A 13,334-nucleotide genomic window follows, 5' to 3' on the forward strand; every position below is an offset into this window, starting at 1 on the left:
TGTGCGTCGCATCAGAGCGGTGTCCAAGGTGTCCTCACGCCCAGGAACGCGCGACCGATCCGCCGTGCCGCAGTCAGATGACCGATGCACAGGAGGCGTCTGGGGAACCAGGGTGAACGGACTGGTATCGCACCCTTGAAAGCGGAGCCTCCCATGTCCGAGAAGCAGCCGGACGCGTCGGCGCACAAGCCCACTGCGGGCCCTATGCCTTCGCTGCGGATGCGTGTCCACAGGCTTCTGTGGTCGTCGATCCGCGTCCCGCTGGAGTCCGAATTCCGCTACACCGCGGACGAACCTCTCAGCGTGTCCGTCGAACTGCACACGCAGGAGGGGCATGCGGTCGCATGGCTGATCTCGCGTGACCTGCTCTACGACGGCACGCAGGAGCCGAGCGGGATGGGAGACGTGCGGCTGTGGCCGTCGGTCACCGACGCTTGCCCCGTGGTGTGCATGAGGCTGGAGAGACGCGGCATGTCAGTGCTCCTCGAGATGGATCTGAGGCAGCTGAAGCAATGGCTGCTGGAAACCTTCGGTCTCGTACATCGGGGCACGGAGACGGATCAGGTGGATTGGGACGCCGTTGTGGCGGGCCTTGTCGAAGGGTAGGGAGAGCAGACATCAAAGCCCCCGAGACCGTCGGCAAGGACAGCCGCGGCTGGGATGAAGCCAAGAAGATCAGCAGGAGGAGGAAGCGGCACCTGATCTGCGACCATCGCGGCCTGGTGCTGCTGGTCACGCCGACGGGACAGTCCCGCACATACCGACATGAAACTCAATGACCTGGCAATTCCCGACACCTTCGCTTGTACCGCGGCGTTCGAAGTGGCTTCCGCCTACTGCCCGCCCGCGCTCCTCAACCATTCCGTCCGGTCCTATGTGTGGGCGGCGGCCTACGGATCATCGCAAGGTATCCCCTTCGACGCGGAACTGCTCTACGTGGCGTCGATGTTCCATGACCTCGGCCTCGTCAAAGAGTTCGACAGTCACAGCGTGGCATTCGACGAAGCCGGTGGACATGTGGCGTGGGTCTTCGCGGCAGGAGTCGGATGGCCGGTGGAACGTCGCACGCGGCTGTCGGAAGTGATCGTCAGGCACATGTGGGATCAGGTCGATGTGAACATGGACGCAGAGGGGCACCTTCTGGAGCGTTCAACGGGTGTGGACATCTCAGGCCGCAACGTGGACGACTTCTCAGCCGCCTATCAGGCCGAAGTACTTCAAAGCTACCCACGTCTCGGCCTCGCTCAGGAGTTCCTGACATGCTTTGAGAGCCAGGCACTTCGTAAGCCGCACAGCTCGGCAGCCGCGTCGGTGCGCAACAACATCGCAGCCAAGATCCTGGCCAACCCGCTGGATGCCCATCTGCGGACGCAATCGCCATAACGGACTTGACATGCAAGAGCCACCGTGGAGGCGTTCCTGGGCCACTTCACCGGCACGGGGTGGCTTGTGCGGCTGTGTGGGCGAGAGGTGCCGGGTCGCGTTCTGCAGCAGGTATGCGATCACCCCGGACCTGCTCTCTTCACCCTGGCCCGACCGGGCGGCGGCCTTGTCGTTCGATCGGCGGGCCGCCGCCTCCTTGACCGGTTGTGGCAGCGGGTTTCCTACTGGGCTTTGTAGCCACCGTCAACGTTGAGGATGGTTCCGGTGACGAAGGACGCCGCCGGTGAGGCGAGCCAGGTGATGGCCGCGGCGATCTCCTCGGGGCGGCCCATGCGGTTCACCGGCTGAAGTGCCGCGATGGTGGCCTCGTCCCAGGTGCCGGCTTCGATGGCGTTGCTGAGGATGTCGGTCTTGGTCGCGGCAGGAGCGACACCGTTGATGCGGATGTTGTCGGTGGCGTACTCCAGTGCGGCGGACTTGGTCAGACCGACCACGGCATGCTTGGTGGCGGAGTAGTTGGCCGCGTAGCGGATGCCGCCGAGGCCCGCAATCGAGGCCAGGTTGATGATGGCTCCGCCGGGGTTGTCCTGAGCCAGCATCTGCTGGATCTGGTACTTCATGCCCCAGAAGACACCGAGCACGTTCGTGGTGATCATCTGCTGGAAGGCGCTGGTGGGCTCGTCGGCCAGACGGCCGGTGTCCAGGGAGACGCCGGCGTTGTTGACCGCGACGTCGAGTCGGCCGTAACGCTCGACGGTGGCGGCGATCAGGGCGGCGACGGACTCTTCGGAGTCGACGTCGGCGGCGATGAAGGCGGCCTGGCCGCCGTTGTCGCGGATCTCGCGGACTACGGCTTCTCCCGCCTCCTTGCGGCGGCCGGAGACGACGACGGCGTGGCCGGCGCGGGCCAGGGACAGGCTGGTCTCCTTGCCGATGCCGGTGGTGGCTCCGGTGACCAGGGCGACGCTGGAAACGCTCATGACGGTGGACCTCTTTCACGTGCCGGATGGTGTGTGCGGCCGACGATTCCGAAATAGAAGACCGCCGGTCTCTTGGCTTTCAAGTTAAGAGACCGGCGGTCTAATGTCAAGGGACCGACGGTCTGTAACATGGAGGGATGGCGACTTTCCAACGGGCGCGCAGTGAGGAACAGCGCGAGATCCGTCAGCGGGCGATCCTCGACACTGCGGCGGCGATGCTCGACGAGATGCCGGTGAGCGCGGTCAGCCTCAACGAGCTGAGCCGGCGCGTGGGCCTGGCGAAGTCCAACGTGCTCAGGTATTTCGAGTCGCGCGAGGCCATCCTGCTGGAACTCCTGGACCACAACTGGCGGCAGTGGACGGCCGGGCTCCCCGAGCAGCTGGACGCCGCGATCACCCCGGACGCTCCGGTGTTCCAGCGCGGCCGGGCGTTCGCCGCCGTCCTGACCCGTTCCCTCGCACAGAACCGGGTGCTGTGCGACCTGCTCAGCGCCCAGGCCGGCGTACTGGAGCACAACGTCTCCGCCGATGTGGCCGCCCGCTACAAGCGGTCCGCCCTCGACAATGTCGCCGCCCTGGCCGCCCTGGCCCGCCGCCACCTGCCCGAACTGGGCGACCGCGCCGACCAGTTGTGCGCCCAGGCTGTCATGGTGACCGGCGCCGTGTGGACGCACGCCCGGCCCTCCGCGGCGATGCTCGCCGCATACGAGGCGGACCCCTCGCTCGCCGCCCTGCGCATGGACTTCACCGCCACCCTGGAGGAGATGCTGACCACCCTCATCGTCGGCACCCTGGCCCAGGCGGAGGGGTGACCATGCGTGTGATCGCCTTCGGAGCGTCCGGCATGGTGGGGTACGGCGTGCTCGGCGCCTGCCGGCAAGACCCGTGGGTGGACGACATCACCGAAGCGCACGACACGCCACCCATAGCCGATCGCCGCGGCCCGGCACGGAATGGTGTCCTGCGTGCCGGTGCACCGGGACGGCCGCTCAGAGGCCGAGATCGCTCAGGCTCGGGTGGTCGTCGGGGCGGCGTCCCAGCGGCCAGTGGAACTTCCGCTCCGACTCCCGGATCGGCAGATCGTTGATGCAGGCGTGTCTGGCCCGCATCAGGCCGTCCTCGTCGAACTCCCAGTTCTCGTTCCCGTACGAGCGGAACCAGTTGCCCGCGTCGTCATGCCACTCGTAGGCGAATCGAACCGCGATCCGGTTCCCGGTGAAAGCCCACAGTTCCTTGATCAACCGGTAGTCGAGTTCCCTGGTCCACTTCCGTCGCAGGAGCGCCACGATTTCGTCGCGCCCCGTCGCGAATTCCGCCCGGTTCCGCCAGCGTGAATCCTTCGAGTAGGCCAGAGCCACCCGTTCGGGGTCCCTGGTGTTCCAGCCGTCCTCCGCAAGCCGCACTTTTTCGATGGCCGTCTCACGTGTGAACGGGGGGAGGGGAGGGCGAGCAGTCATCATGTCTCCTCTGTCGTGTCTCTTGTACAGGTATGCGCAGGGGCTCGGGTTGGATGCTCTCCGGCCCGCCGGCCCGGCCCCGTACGGGTTCGAGGTTTGGGGCCCACCGGCGGAGTATCCGGTCAGGCAGCAAGCCGGGCCGGGACAACGGCCGGCCAGTCGTTGTCGACCTTGGCGAGGATGTTGAAGTAGTTGGTCAGCACGTTCAGCGCGAGATGGCCGATGACCTCGCCGATCTCGGCGTCGCCGGCCCCGGCGTCCCGGGCGGTCTGCAGGGTGGCGTCGTCTACGGTGCCGCGTCCGCGGACGATGGCGTCGGACAGTGCCAGCAGCGCCGCTGTGTGGGGGTCGGACGACCGCGCGTGCCGGGCCTCGGTCAGTTCCTCGGCGTCGACCTTGGCGATGTTGGCGCCGACATAGGTGTGGGCGGACAGGCAGTACTCGCACCCGTGATACTCGGCGGTGGCGATGGCCAGACGCTCACGGACTCCAGCGGGCAGCACGCCGCCGGCCAGGGCTCCGGACAGTGCCAGGTAGCCCTTGAGGAGTGCTGGGCTATTGGCCATCACCTTTGTCATGTTCGGTGTACGGCCGAGAGTCTTCTGTACGTCGGCCAGAAGGTCGGCGGCCTTGCCGGTTGCTGTGGCGGGATCGATGGGGGTGAACGCCGTCATGAGATGTACGCTCCCTTTCATTTTCAACGCATGATGGGGCGAGTAACCGTGAGAAGTCTTGCGCGCTCCATTGCGAGTTAACGGGAAGGTTGGATTGCAACCGTTGGAATCGCGGTGGGATGGAGCGGTGCGACGCCGCCACGGTGTCATCGCCCGGACCGCCCGTACATCTGTCATGTGACGGTGGGGAGCGCAGGGCGGCCGGAGGCTGACCTGGTGACGACGGCCGTAAACCGCCGGCGGTCCACGGCGACGGGCCATGGTCCCTCGAGGGCGGGCAGCCGTGCCGGGCCCGGAGGCCGGCGACCCTCTTGCGGGACCGCGAGGATTCAGGTGGCCCTTTGGGGAGTGCTGGACTGCTGGTCGCTCGCCGCCTTTCTCACGTTCGGCGCAAGGCTGAGGGTCTTCCGTGCGCACTCGGTGAACTCGTCGGCGACGAAGCCTGGTTGCGCGCCGTCGCCCCCCGTACCGACCTGATGAACGCATCCGACCTCGACGCTTTGGCGGGGGACATCGACCGTCTCGCGCAACGGCTGATCGCGCTGCGCGACGCCCTTCGGCGGCTCGCAGCCGAAGTCACCGCCGACCCGCGGTCGGCAGCAGCATCCTCGGCAAGCGAACTGGATGCCGCCGTCGCCGAGTCAAAGAGGCCGCCGACGCGCCGTGGCCCGCTTCGTGGTGGCTGCCGGGTAACGCTCCGTGATGGGCCCGACGGTCCTCGGACAACCGTGCGGGCTCCGACCCGTGGCTCAGGCTAGGGATGTCACGGATGCGAGTGCGTGCATGCGCCGACGATGCTTGAAGAACAAGACGTGACTTCGCCCTTCGGGCGAAGATGCCCAACGACGAGCGTCGGCCGGGAACGTCATCGCCGTCGGCCCCGCACTCCTCGCGGACGTCGTTCGGGAGCGGTGCAACACGGCTGGACCAGGGACGCAGGGCCCCACAAGGGCTGGTGCTGCAATCGCACGGAGGAGGAGTCGCAGGCCAGGCCGGGCGTGACAGCCCGACGGGAGGGGCTCCGTCGACGACAGGGCCGTGGGGGCACCTCGTGGCCCGCGCCGGGCGCGGCCGAAGGCGTCGATACCTCTGGAAGGCAGGTGCGTCGTGGCGGTGCCAAGGGGGTGGCAGGCCACCCGGCGGACAAGGACCGCAACCCGTATGACGGTGCCGGATCACCGAGCATGGCCAGGAGGCAGTCGAATGACTCCATGGAAGCGTTTTGTGGCCGCCGGTACCGACTCCTTCGAGCACGACGAGGCCGACGCTCTGATAGGCCGGGACACGGATCTTCAGCGGATCCGCAGCCTCTTGGGCGTCGGGGGCGGAGGCGGAGCGCTTCTGCTGTCGGGAGAGGCTGGAGTCGGGAAAACGGCGGTGCTGCACGCTCTTGCCGAGGCCGCAGCCGCGGACGGGGCCCGGGTGCTGCGTGCCGTCGGCGTGGAGTTCGAGGCGGACTGCAGCTACTCGGGTCTCAACCAGGTCCTTTTCCCGTTCCAAGAGGTACTCGCCGACCTTGAGGCGGGGTATCGTGACGCGCTTCGCGTCGCGCTCGGCTTCGAAAGCGGCTCACCGCCGGAGAAGCTGGTCGTTTCCGAGGCCGTACTGGTCCTCCTCCAGACCCTCGCCACCGAAGAGCCGCTGCTCGTGATCGTCGACGACCTCCCTTGGATCGATCGGGCAAGTGCCGCCGTACTGGGTTTCGTGGCCCGGAGAGCTACTGGCGTCCCCGTGAGCTTCCTCGCCGCGTCACGCCCGGGATCGCACAGCCTGTACGAAGGTGGTGCACTGCCCACGTACCAGTTGCGGCCACTGAACGGGGAAGCGGCCGCCCACTTGGTCGGCACCAGATTCCCGGGCCTCGCCGGCAGCGTGCGCCAACGCCTGGTCTCCGCAGCGGGCGGTAACCCGCTGGCCCTGCTGGAGCTGCCGAGGGCCCTGCGAACGACGCAGAGTCCGGCACTGGACGGCGTGCCCGTCCTACGGCCGCCCGGCCGACGCCCGGACGTGCTGTTCGGCTCCCGGGTCGCCGGCCTGCCGCGGCCGTCGCAACGCCTGTTGCTGCTTGCGGCATTGGAGGGCAGTGGTGATCTCGATGTGCTGCAGGCGGCTTCGCGACAGGCCGACGACGGGTACGGCCTGGACGACCTCGCGCCCGCCGAGCGGCAGCAACTGGTGCAGGTCGACCGGAGCACACGGCGGCTGAGGTTTCGTCATCCGCTCATCCGCTCCGCCGTGGTGGAGCGCTCCACGAGCGGCGAGCGGCGCGCGGTTCACGGGGCGCTCGCTCAGGTGCTGGTGGATCAGCCCGAACGCCAGGCCTGGCATCTGGGTGAGGCGGCTGTGGAGCCGGATGAAGTGGTGGCCGCCTTGCTCGAACAAGCGGCACGTCTCACGATGCGTCGCGGTGACGCCAACGGGAGCATGCGGACTCTGATCCGGTCGGCGGCCCTCACGCCGCAGGGTCCCGACCGCGGCCGCCGGCTCGCGGAGGCGGCCTACATCGGAGCCGAGTCCTCCGGCACCCTGCCCAGCGTGCAAAGGCTCCTGGACGATGCACGGCGTGTTGCCCCGGACCTGAACCGCTCACTGCACTCGGCCGCGGCGGCGGCGCTTCTCATCCTGAACAGCGACGGCGACGTCGACACCGCTCATCGGCTGCTGGTGGGCGCCGTCGAAACCGGCGCCCATGGGTACGACGCCCACGACACGGCGCTCATCGACGCTCTTCACATACTGGCGCTGGTCTGCTTCTTCGGCGCCCGGCACGAACTGTGGAAGCCCTTCTACCACGCGCTGGAACGCCTGACGCCGAAGCCACCGCCGTTCCTGTCCGCGCTGGGCAAGACGTTCTCCGATCCGGCGCATACGGGCATCGCGGCATCCAGGGAACTCGACGGGCTCCTGGCAGAGCTCACCGAAGAGACCGATCCGGTCCAGATCAATCGGACGGGCACGGCGGCCCTCTATCTCGACCGGCTGAGTGAGGTACGCGAAGCGGAGTGGCGCGTGGTGCGGATGGGGCGTGAAGGGGGCCCGGCACGCTGGTACCTGTCGGGACTGACTCATCTGTGCCTGGACGACTACCTCACCGGAATGTGGGACGAGGCGTTGGGACTGGCCGACGAAGGACTCCAGGTGTGCGAGGACCACGGTTACCGGGCCTTCGCCTGGCACTTCCTGTACATCCAGGCCATCGTCCGTGCCGCCCGCGGGGAGGCGGACGGGAGTCAGGCGATGGCCGGCCGCATCATCCACTGGGCCTTGCCCCGGGGAGCACACTGCGCCGCGCACTACGCCCGCCACGCAGCCACCCTGGAGGCCCTGGGACGCTGCGACTTCTCCAGCGCATACCGGCATGCGAATGCCATCAGTCCGGCCGGGACTCTTGCGTCGCACGTGCCGCACGCGCTGTGGGTGACCATGGACCTGGTGGAGGCCGCCGTCCGGACCAACCGGCACACAGAGGCTGCCGCTCACGTGCACGCCATGCGGGAGGCCGGCACAGCGGATCTCTCGCTGCGTCACGCCCTGCTGACCCAGGCCTCGGCCGCCTGGTGCGCCACCGACGACGACGAAGCTCTGCGGTTGTTCGCACAAGCCCTGGCCGTTCCCGGGGCGGACCGGTGGCTCTTCGACTTCGCCCGTGTACAACTCGCCTACGGCGAACGGCTGAGGCGTGCCAGGGCGACGGCCGAATCCAGGGGACCCCTCAGCGCCGCGCTGGCCACGTTCGAGCATCTTCAGGCGCGGCCGTGGGCGGAACGTGCGGAGAAGGAGCTGCGTGCGGCCGGTTCCAGCAAGCGGCATTCCGGCACGTCGAGGGAGCGCACGCTCACTTCCCAGGAGAGGGAGATAGCCCAGCTGGCAGCCCGCGGCCTGACCAACAAACAGATCGCCGAGCGCCTCTTCCTCTCTCACCGGACCGTCGGAGCCCATCTCTACCAGATCTATCCGAAGCTGGGTATCACATCGCGTGGCATGCTGCGTGACGCGCTGGGCCCTCAATCCCCCTTGGAGATCCAGCAGTAGTCGGCGACCGGCGGTCGGCCAACCCGGAACCTTGCACCGTGCAGGTGCAGCGCCCGTCATACGGCAGCGCCCGCCCTGGCTTCCTGGAGACCACTCGGGCCGGGGGCCGACGCCGATCCCGTCGACCTGCCCCATGGGCCGGCGCTCATATCGTGCCGGGGCTACGGGCATCAGCAAGGACCGCCGCGCATCCCCCCTCGCACTGCGGGCGTCTCGCAGCGCGCCCGCGGGCTTCAGGTACGTCTTTGCCGACCGGATCACTGCATCACCGCCGGGGCCGCCCGCCCGCGCCGCTACGGCGGCCAAGCGGGGCTCCGTCTTCCGGCAGCAGGGTGCCGGAAGAGCCGGCAGCCCGACGGCACCGCCGTCAGTCGTCGGTCCGGCCTCCGGGGCGACGGTACACGCCGTACCAGTAGCCGCGTGCCAGTTCGCCGGCGACGAGGGCATCGTCGCTGCCGTCACTGTTGGCCACCTGCTGAGCGATGACCTGAGCACCTCCCTGGACGATCACCTTGGCGGCCGTCTGAGGGTCGATGTCCGCCGGTGTACGGCCGGCCTGCTGCTCCTTTTCCAGCACCGTCACGACGTTGTCGATGAATCGGTCCTGGTCGGCCGTCCACGCCTCGCGGACCAAGGGGTCGTACCCGGCCACTTCGTTGATCGCCGACAGCAGGGCCGCGTGTTCGCGGTAATGCCGCAGGATGAGTTCGTAGGTACGGGCCAGGCCGTCGACTCCGCCGTCGGGACCGCAGGGCCGCCAGGCTTCCGCAATCGCGAAGCTCTCCGTCTTGAGGGAACCGCTCAGCCGCAGCAGCACATCCACCTTGTCGCGGAAGTACAGATAGAACGTGGACCGCGAGATTCCCGCGGCGTGCGCGATCTGCTCCACGCTCAGCTCGGTGTAGGTCACACCACCGCGCAGCACCTCTTCGATCACGCACAGGATCCGCTTTTCGAGGGCGGCCCGCCGGTCGGCCGCGGTGGAGGGTCGTCGGGTGGTGGAAGCCATACGACCATCCTAGAGAGCCGACCGGAGGGCCTCACCACAGGCGTGTACGTGAGGCCCGTACCCGCCGAACAGATCTGAAGCGGTACACAGCGCCGCGGAGTGCGGGCTCAGACCATGAGGCTCACCCGCTCGCCGATGCCCAGAAGCGACTTGCCGTGGACCTCCAGGCCGACGGCCGGGACCAGGCCGGCGTGGCGCGCCGCGGTGTTGGCGTCCCGCCAGATGCGCTGCAGGGGGCTGGCGTCGGCGAACGCGGACGAGCCGTGGGCGTCCAGCAGGATGCCGATCGCCTCGATGATCTGCTGGGCCGCGTAGCCGGCCTGCGCCCTGATGTGCGCGCGTGCCGCGTAGTCCAGAGGGCCGGAGGCCGCGGCCTGGTCCACTTCGGTGACCGCGCGGTAGGTGTGCAGTCTGGCCGTCTCCAGCTTGATGGCCGCCTCGGCCACCTGCATCTGGACGCCCACCGAGTCCGCCTGCCGGCCATGGACGGTGAACGACAGCGGCTTTGCCGCAGCCGCCTTCACCACCAGGTCCAAGGCCGCCTCTCCGAGCCCGAGCAGCGGACCGACCAGGCACAGCAGCAGCATCGGGCCGAACGTCGAGCCGTACAGGTCCTCGTCGCGGTGCGAGCGCGGGTAGGCGCCCTCCGCGGCGGCGGGAACCGACAGCACACGGTGTTCGGGGACGAACACGTCCTGCCCGATAAGGGTGTTGCTGGCGGTCGCCTTCATGCCCGCCGTGTGCCAGGTGTCCTCGATGGTGAGGTCACAGGCGGGTATCAGAACCAGCCCCTGGTCGGTGACCGCGCCGCTGTCGTCCTTCAGCAGCACACCGACTGCCGCCCAAGTCGCATAGGGAGCACCCGAGTTGTACGACCAGCGACCGCTGACCCGCCAGCCGCCCGGCACCCGCTCTCCCATGCCCGTCGGCGCCGCCACTCCGGTCACACGGGCGTCCGGGTCGGCGCCGAACACCTCCTCCTGGGCCTTGTCCGGGAACAGGCACGCCAGCCAGTTGGTCACCGAGATAATCATTCCGACCCAGGCGGCCGATCCGTCACCCGCGCCCAGCGCCTGCGACACTTCGGTCAGCGTCCGCAGGTCGGTCTCGTGGCCGCCGTGCCGCTTGGGGGTCAGCAGCCGGAACACCCCGGCCTCGGCCAGCGCGTCGACTACCTCCTTGGGTACGACGCGCTCCGACTCGCCGCGTGCCGCCTGGTCCCGCAGCAGCGGCTGCAGGGCGGTGGCCCGAGCCACGAGTTCCGCCCGGATTTCTCTCTTGGACTGCGCACTCGCCTCGTCGTCACGGCGGGCACTGGTCATCACATTCTCCTTTGGTGCGGTCTTCTTGCTTGACACGGGGACCGTCCACCTCCGCGCGCCCGGCCCAGCCGGGCGCGGCGGCCCAGCGCCGGCGTGGAACGGCGGCCGCGGCGAAACCGAGGGGGCCTGTGGTGTCGTCCACGGTGACCTTGACGGTGCGGGTGTCAGCGGCGATACGACGGCGGATCCCCTCGGAGTGGGCGGACGAGGAGGCCGCCTCGGCACGTCCGGCGCGGGTCAGTCCTGTCGGGGACGGGAACCCACTGCTGCTCCACTGATTCCGTGCCGCTGGTGGGCTCATGTCCGAAGGGGGAGGCGGAGCGCGGGGCGAACCACCGCGCGCAGTTCCCTCCCCGAGGGTCTCGGGGGCGTGCGTCTGGTCCGGGGCTCAGCCGGCCGATCCGAGCGCGATCTTCGCCAGGAGGGCGGCGAGTTCCTCGGGCATCGACAGGAACGGCGAGTGGTGGCTGGCGATGCGGTGCACCGCGCCGGCCCTGGCGGCCAGCGTCTCCTGGTTCTGCGGCGGCAGCGCCTGGTCGTTCTCGCAGACGATGTACGTCGAAGGGACGGTGTGCCATCCCGCCTGTGTCAGCGTGTCGCTGAAGGACCTCGTGCTCTGCGGCACGAGCCTCTGGGCGGCCTCCTCGGCCTCGGCCCCGGGCACGTCTCCGTAGAACATGGGGGCCGGTTCGTCCGGTACGGCCTGGAAACCGTGCGGCTCCGGTGGAACGGGAGCGCCGTGGTACCCCAGGAGGCTCTCACCGACGTCGAGTTGATATGCCGTCAGGTAGACGAGATGTGACACGTTGTCGGCCTCGGCGACGGCCTCGCTGACCGGTATGCCGCCGTAGGAGTGGGCGACCACCACCGCCGGGCCGTCGATGCGCGCCAGCTCGTCGAGCACCGCTCGCGCGTCGTCCCGCACTCCGGCCTCCTGCCCGGCGCTCGGCAGGTCGACCGATCGAGTCGTCCAGCCGTCGGCGTCGAGCACCGCTCTCAGCCTGTCCCAGCACCAGGAACCGTGCCACGCCCCGTGCACCAGGAGCAGGGTCGGACGGGAAACGCCACCAGCAGCCACCGAAAATCCACTCTCACGATCAGTCAACTTAGGCGCTCACTAGCGCCGTTACAGAACCCTAAGGCAGATTGGACACACTGTCCAACGATCCGTCCAAAATCGCTTTCGCCGAGGGCCGGGGGTGAGAAACATCCGCGTCGATCGTGCGCCGAGCCCGCCTCGGCCATCCCCTGATGCGATCGCCGAGACCACCGGAATGCCGATTCCGGCTCGGTGGTGAGCTGCGACGGCTCGCCGTCGAACCCCCGGCCAGGCGTCACCGTGGCGTGCCGGTGACGGCGATCCCGTAGCGCGAGGTGCGGGTTGCCGGTGCGGCGCTGTCACGGGAGCGGTCTAGCGGTGGCCGCCCTGTTCCGTGGCGTGGTCGTCCTGCTGGTCGGTGGGGTGGGCGGCCCACTGGAGGAGGAAACGCAGTGCTTCCTGAGAGGGGGAGTCGGCTGGGGCGGTGTACGCAACCAGATGCTGGTCAGGCTGTGTATCGACGGAGAACTGCTGGACGTCGAGGGTGAGCGCGCCTACGACCGGGTGGAGGTAGGTCTTGGTGAGCTGCCTGGGTCCGCGGACCTGATGGCTTCCCCACCAGGCGCGGAAGTCCGGGTCGCGGACGCTGAGTTCGCCGACCAGGTTGGTCAGGGCGGAGTCGTTGGGGTGGCGGCCTGCCTCCATCCGTAGGACCGCGACGCATTCGCGTGCGGCGCGTGGCCAGTCCGCGTACAAGGACCGGAAGGCATCGTCGAGGAAGGTCAGCCGGATCAGGTTGCGCTCGTGTGCGGACAGCCCGGCGAAGTCGGTCAGCAGGGCGGATGCCCCACGGTTCCAGGCCAGCACATCCATGCGGCGGTTGAGGATCATGGCGGGTATGTCGTGCATGCCGTCGAGCAACTGCCGCAGCTGCCGGTGGACCTGCTGCTTGCCCGGCTGCCGCACGGGGGCGGCCTGCGTGAGGTCGGCCACGGTGAACAGGTACGCACGTTCGTCCGGGGCGAGTTGCAGCGCGTCCGCGAGCGCGTCGAGGACCGGGCGCGACACCCGGCGGGTCCGGCCCTGTTCCAGCCGTACGACGTAGTCGACGCTCACGTGCGCGAGCTGGGCCAGCTCCTCCCGGCGCAGGCCCGGCACCCGGCGCAGGCGGCCGTCGTCCGGCAGACCCGCCCGGCGCGGGTCGAGGCCGGCGCGGCGGGCGCGTAGGAAGTCGCCCAGTTCATTGGCGTCGGAAGTGTCATCAGGGTGTTCCATGGCCTCCAGTGTCCGCCCGGCCACCGCCGTGTGCCTGGTACTGGTCTGCATAGGCAGCACCCTCCCTGGCACCTCGTACCGGGTGGCACGACGGTGGGGACGTGGCCGGCGAACTGAGCCGACCGCCGGAACTCGCCCTCTCGCGAGGCCGCCCCTTTCTGCG

The 13,334-nt window shown here is 68.7% G+C and carries 11 protein-coding genes; 4 read left to right on the plus strand and 7 right to left on the minus strand.

Going from position 1 to position 13,334, the window contains the following annotated elements:
• The first annotated feature begins 153 nt into the window (after positions 1-153).
• Both IE263_RS10950 and IE263_RS10955 read left to right on the plus strand, forming a co-directional pair.
• Positions 154-606 carry an SsgA family sporulation/cell division regulator gene (locus IE263_RS10950; protein ID WP_189934853.1) on the plus strand — a complete coding sequence of 151 codons (453 nt, stop codon included), beginning with the start codon at positions 154-156 and terminating at the stop codon, positions 604-606.
• Between the two features lie 159 nt (positions 607-765).
• Positions 766-1,383 (plus strand): HD domain-containing protein, encoded by a 618-nt coding sequence (locus IE263_RS10955; RefSeq protein WP_189934855.1) that lies wholly within the window; start codon positions 766-768, stop codon positions 1,381-1,383.
• A gap of 221 nt (positions 1,384-1,604) precedes the next feature.
• On the opposite strand, the gene IE263_RS10960 is transcribed toward IE263_RS10955, so the two are convergent.
• Positions 1,605-2,363 (minus strand): SDR family NAD(P)-dependent oxidoreductase, encoded by a 759-nt coding sequence (locus tag IE263_RS10960; protein WP_189934857.1) that lies wholly within the window; start codon positions 2,361-2,363, stop codon positions 1,605-1,607.
• Positions 2,364-2,500: 137 nt separating this feature from the next.
• On the opposite strand from IE263_RS10960, the gene IE263_RS10965 reads away from it, so the two are divergent.
• Positions 2,501-3,175: a TetR/AcrR family transcriptional regulator gene (locus tag IE263_RS10965; RefSeq protein WP_189934859.1), complete on the plus strand. Its 675-nt coding sequence runs from the start codon at positions 2,501-2,503 to the stop codon at positions 3,173-3,175.
• A 177-nt stretch (positions 3,176-3,352) separates the two neighbouring features.
• Here the strand turns inward: IE263_RS10965 and IE263_RS10970 are convergent, their stop codons facing one another.
• Both IE263_RS10970 and IE263_RS10975 read right to left on the minus strand, forming a co-directional pair.
• The gene (locus tag IE263_RS10970) at positions 3,353-3,820 is read right to left on the minus strand and encodes a nuclear transport factor 2 family protein (protein WP_189935364.1); all 468 of its coding nucleotides are present in this window, start codon (positions 3,818-3,820) and stop codon (positions 3,353-3,355) included.
• A 122-nt stretch (positions 3,821-3,942) separates the two neighbouring features.
• On the minus strand, positions 3,943-4,494 hold the full coding sequence (locus IE263_RS10975) for a carboxymuconolactone decarboxylase family protein (RefSeq protein ID WP_189934861.1): 552 nt from the start codon (positions 4,492-4,494) through the stop codon (positions 3,943-3,945).
• Positions 4,495-5,655: 1,161 nt separating this feature from the next.
• Here IE263_RS10975 and IE263_RS10980 point away from each other — a divergent pair.
• Complete coding sequence (locus IE263_RS10980; protein ID WP_229910899.1) at positions 5,656-8,526, plus strand: helix-turn-helix transcriptional regulator; 2,871 nt, start codon at positions 5,656-5,658, stop codon at positions 8,524-8,526.
• Between the two features lie 367 nt (positions 8,527-8,893).
• Here the strand turns inward: IE263_RS10980 and IE263_RS10985 are convergent, their stop codons facing one another.
• The 4 genes from IE263_RS10985 to IE263_RS11000 all read right to left on the minus strand — a co-directional run bounded on the left by IE263_RS10985 (position 8,894) and on the right by IE263_RS11000 (position 13,171).
• Positions 8,894-9,535 (minus strand): TetR/AcrR family transcriptional regulator, encoded by a 642-nt coding sequence (locus tag IE263_RS10985; RefSeq protein WP_189934863.1) that lies wholly within the window; start codon positions 9,533-9,535, stop codon positions 8,894-8,896.
• A 107-nt stretch (positions 9,536-9,642) separates the two neighbouring features.
• Positions 9,643-10,857 (minus strand): acyl-CoA dehydrogenase family protein, encoded by a 1,215-nt coding sequence (locus IE263_RS10990; RefSeq protein WP_189934865.1) that lies wholly within the window; start codon positions 10,855-10,857, stop codon positions 9,643-9,645.
• A gap of 388 nt (positions 10,858-11,245) precedes the next feature.
• The gene (locus IE263_RS10995; RefSeq protein ID WP_189934867.1) at positions 11,246-11,935 is read right to left on the minus strand and encodes an alpha/beta fold hydrolase; all 690 of its coding nucleotides are present in this window, start codon (positions 11,933-11,935) and stop codon (positions 11,246-11,248) included.
• A gap of 333 nt (positions 11,936-12,268) precedes the next feature.
• Positions 12,269-13,171: a helix-turn-helix transcriptional regulator gene (locus tag IE263_RS11000; RefSeq protein WP_189935366.1), complete on the minus strand. Its 903-nt coding sequence runs from the start codon at positions 13,169-13,171 to the stop codon at positions 12,269-12,271.
• Positions 13,172-13,334 lie beyond the last annotated feature (163 nt).

The sequence above is a fragment of the Streptomyces aurantiogriseus genome, from assembly GCF_014649375.1.
In the GTDB taxonomy this organism is placed as follows: Bacteria; Actinomycetota; Actinomycetes; order Streptomycetales; family Streptomycetaceae; genus Streptomyces; species Streptomyces aurantiogriseus.

Coding starts and splice junctions, on each gene's coding strand:
- IE263_RS10950 (WP_189934853.1), top strand. CDS start 154: ATGTCCGAGAAGCAGCCGGACGCGTCGGCGCACAAGCCCACTGCGGGC.
- IE263_RS10955 (WP_189934855.1), top strand. CDS start 766: ATGAAACTCAATGACCTGGCAATTCCCGACACCTTCGCTTGTACCGCG.
- IE263_RS10960 (WP_189934857.1), bottom strand. CDS start 2,363: ATGAGCGTTTCCAGCGTCGCCCTGGTCACCGGAGCCACCACCGGCATC.
- IE263_RS10965 (WP_189934859.1), top strand. CDS start 2,501: ATGGCGACTTTCCAACGGGCGCGCAGTGAGGAACAGCGCGAGATCCGT.
- IE263_RS10970 (WP_189935364.1), bottom strand. CDS start 3,820: ATGACTGCTCGCCCTCCCCTCCCCCCGTTCACACGTGAGACGGCCATC.
- IE263_RS10975 (WP_189934861.1), bottom strand. CDS start 4,494: ATGACGGCGTTCACCCCCATCGATCCCGCCACAGCAACCGGCAAGGCC.
- IE263_RS10980 (WP_229910899.1), top strand. CDS start 5,656: ATGACGGTGCCGGATCACCGAGCATGGCCAGGAGGCAGTCGAATGACT.
- IE263_RS10985 (WP_189934863.1), bottom strand. CDS start 9,535: ATGGCTTCCACCACCCGACGACCCTCCACCGCGGCCGACCGGCGGGCC.
- IE263_RS10990 (WP_189934865.1), bottom strand. CDS start 10,857: ATGACCAGTGCCCGCCGTGACGACGAGGCGAGTGCGCAGTCCAAGAGA.
- IE263_RS11000 (WP_189935366.1), bottom strand. CDS start 13,171: ATGGAACACCCTGATGACACTTCCGACGCCAATGAACTGGGCGACTTC.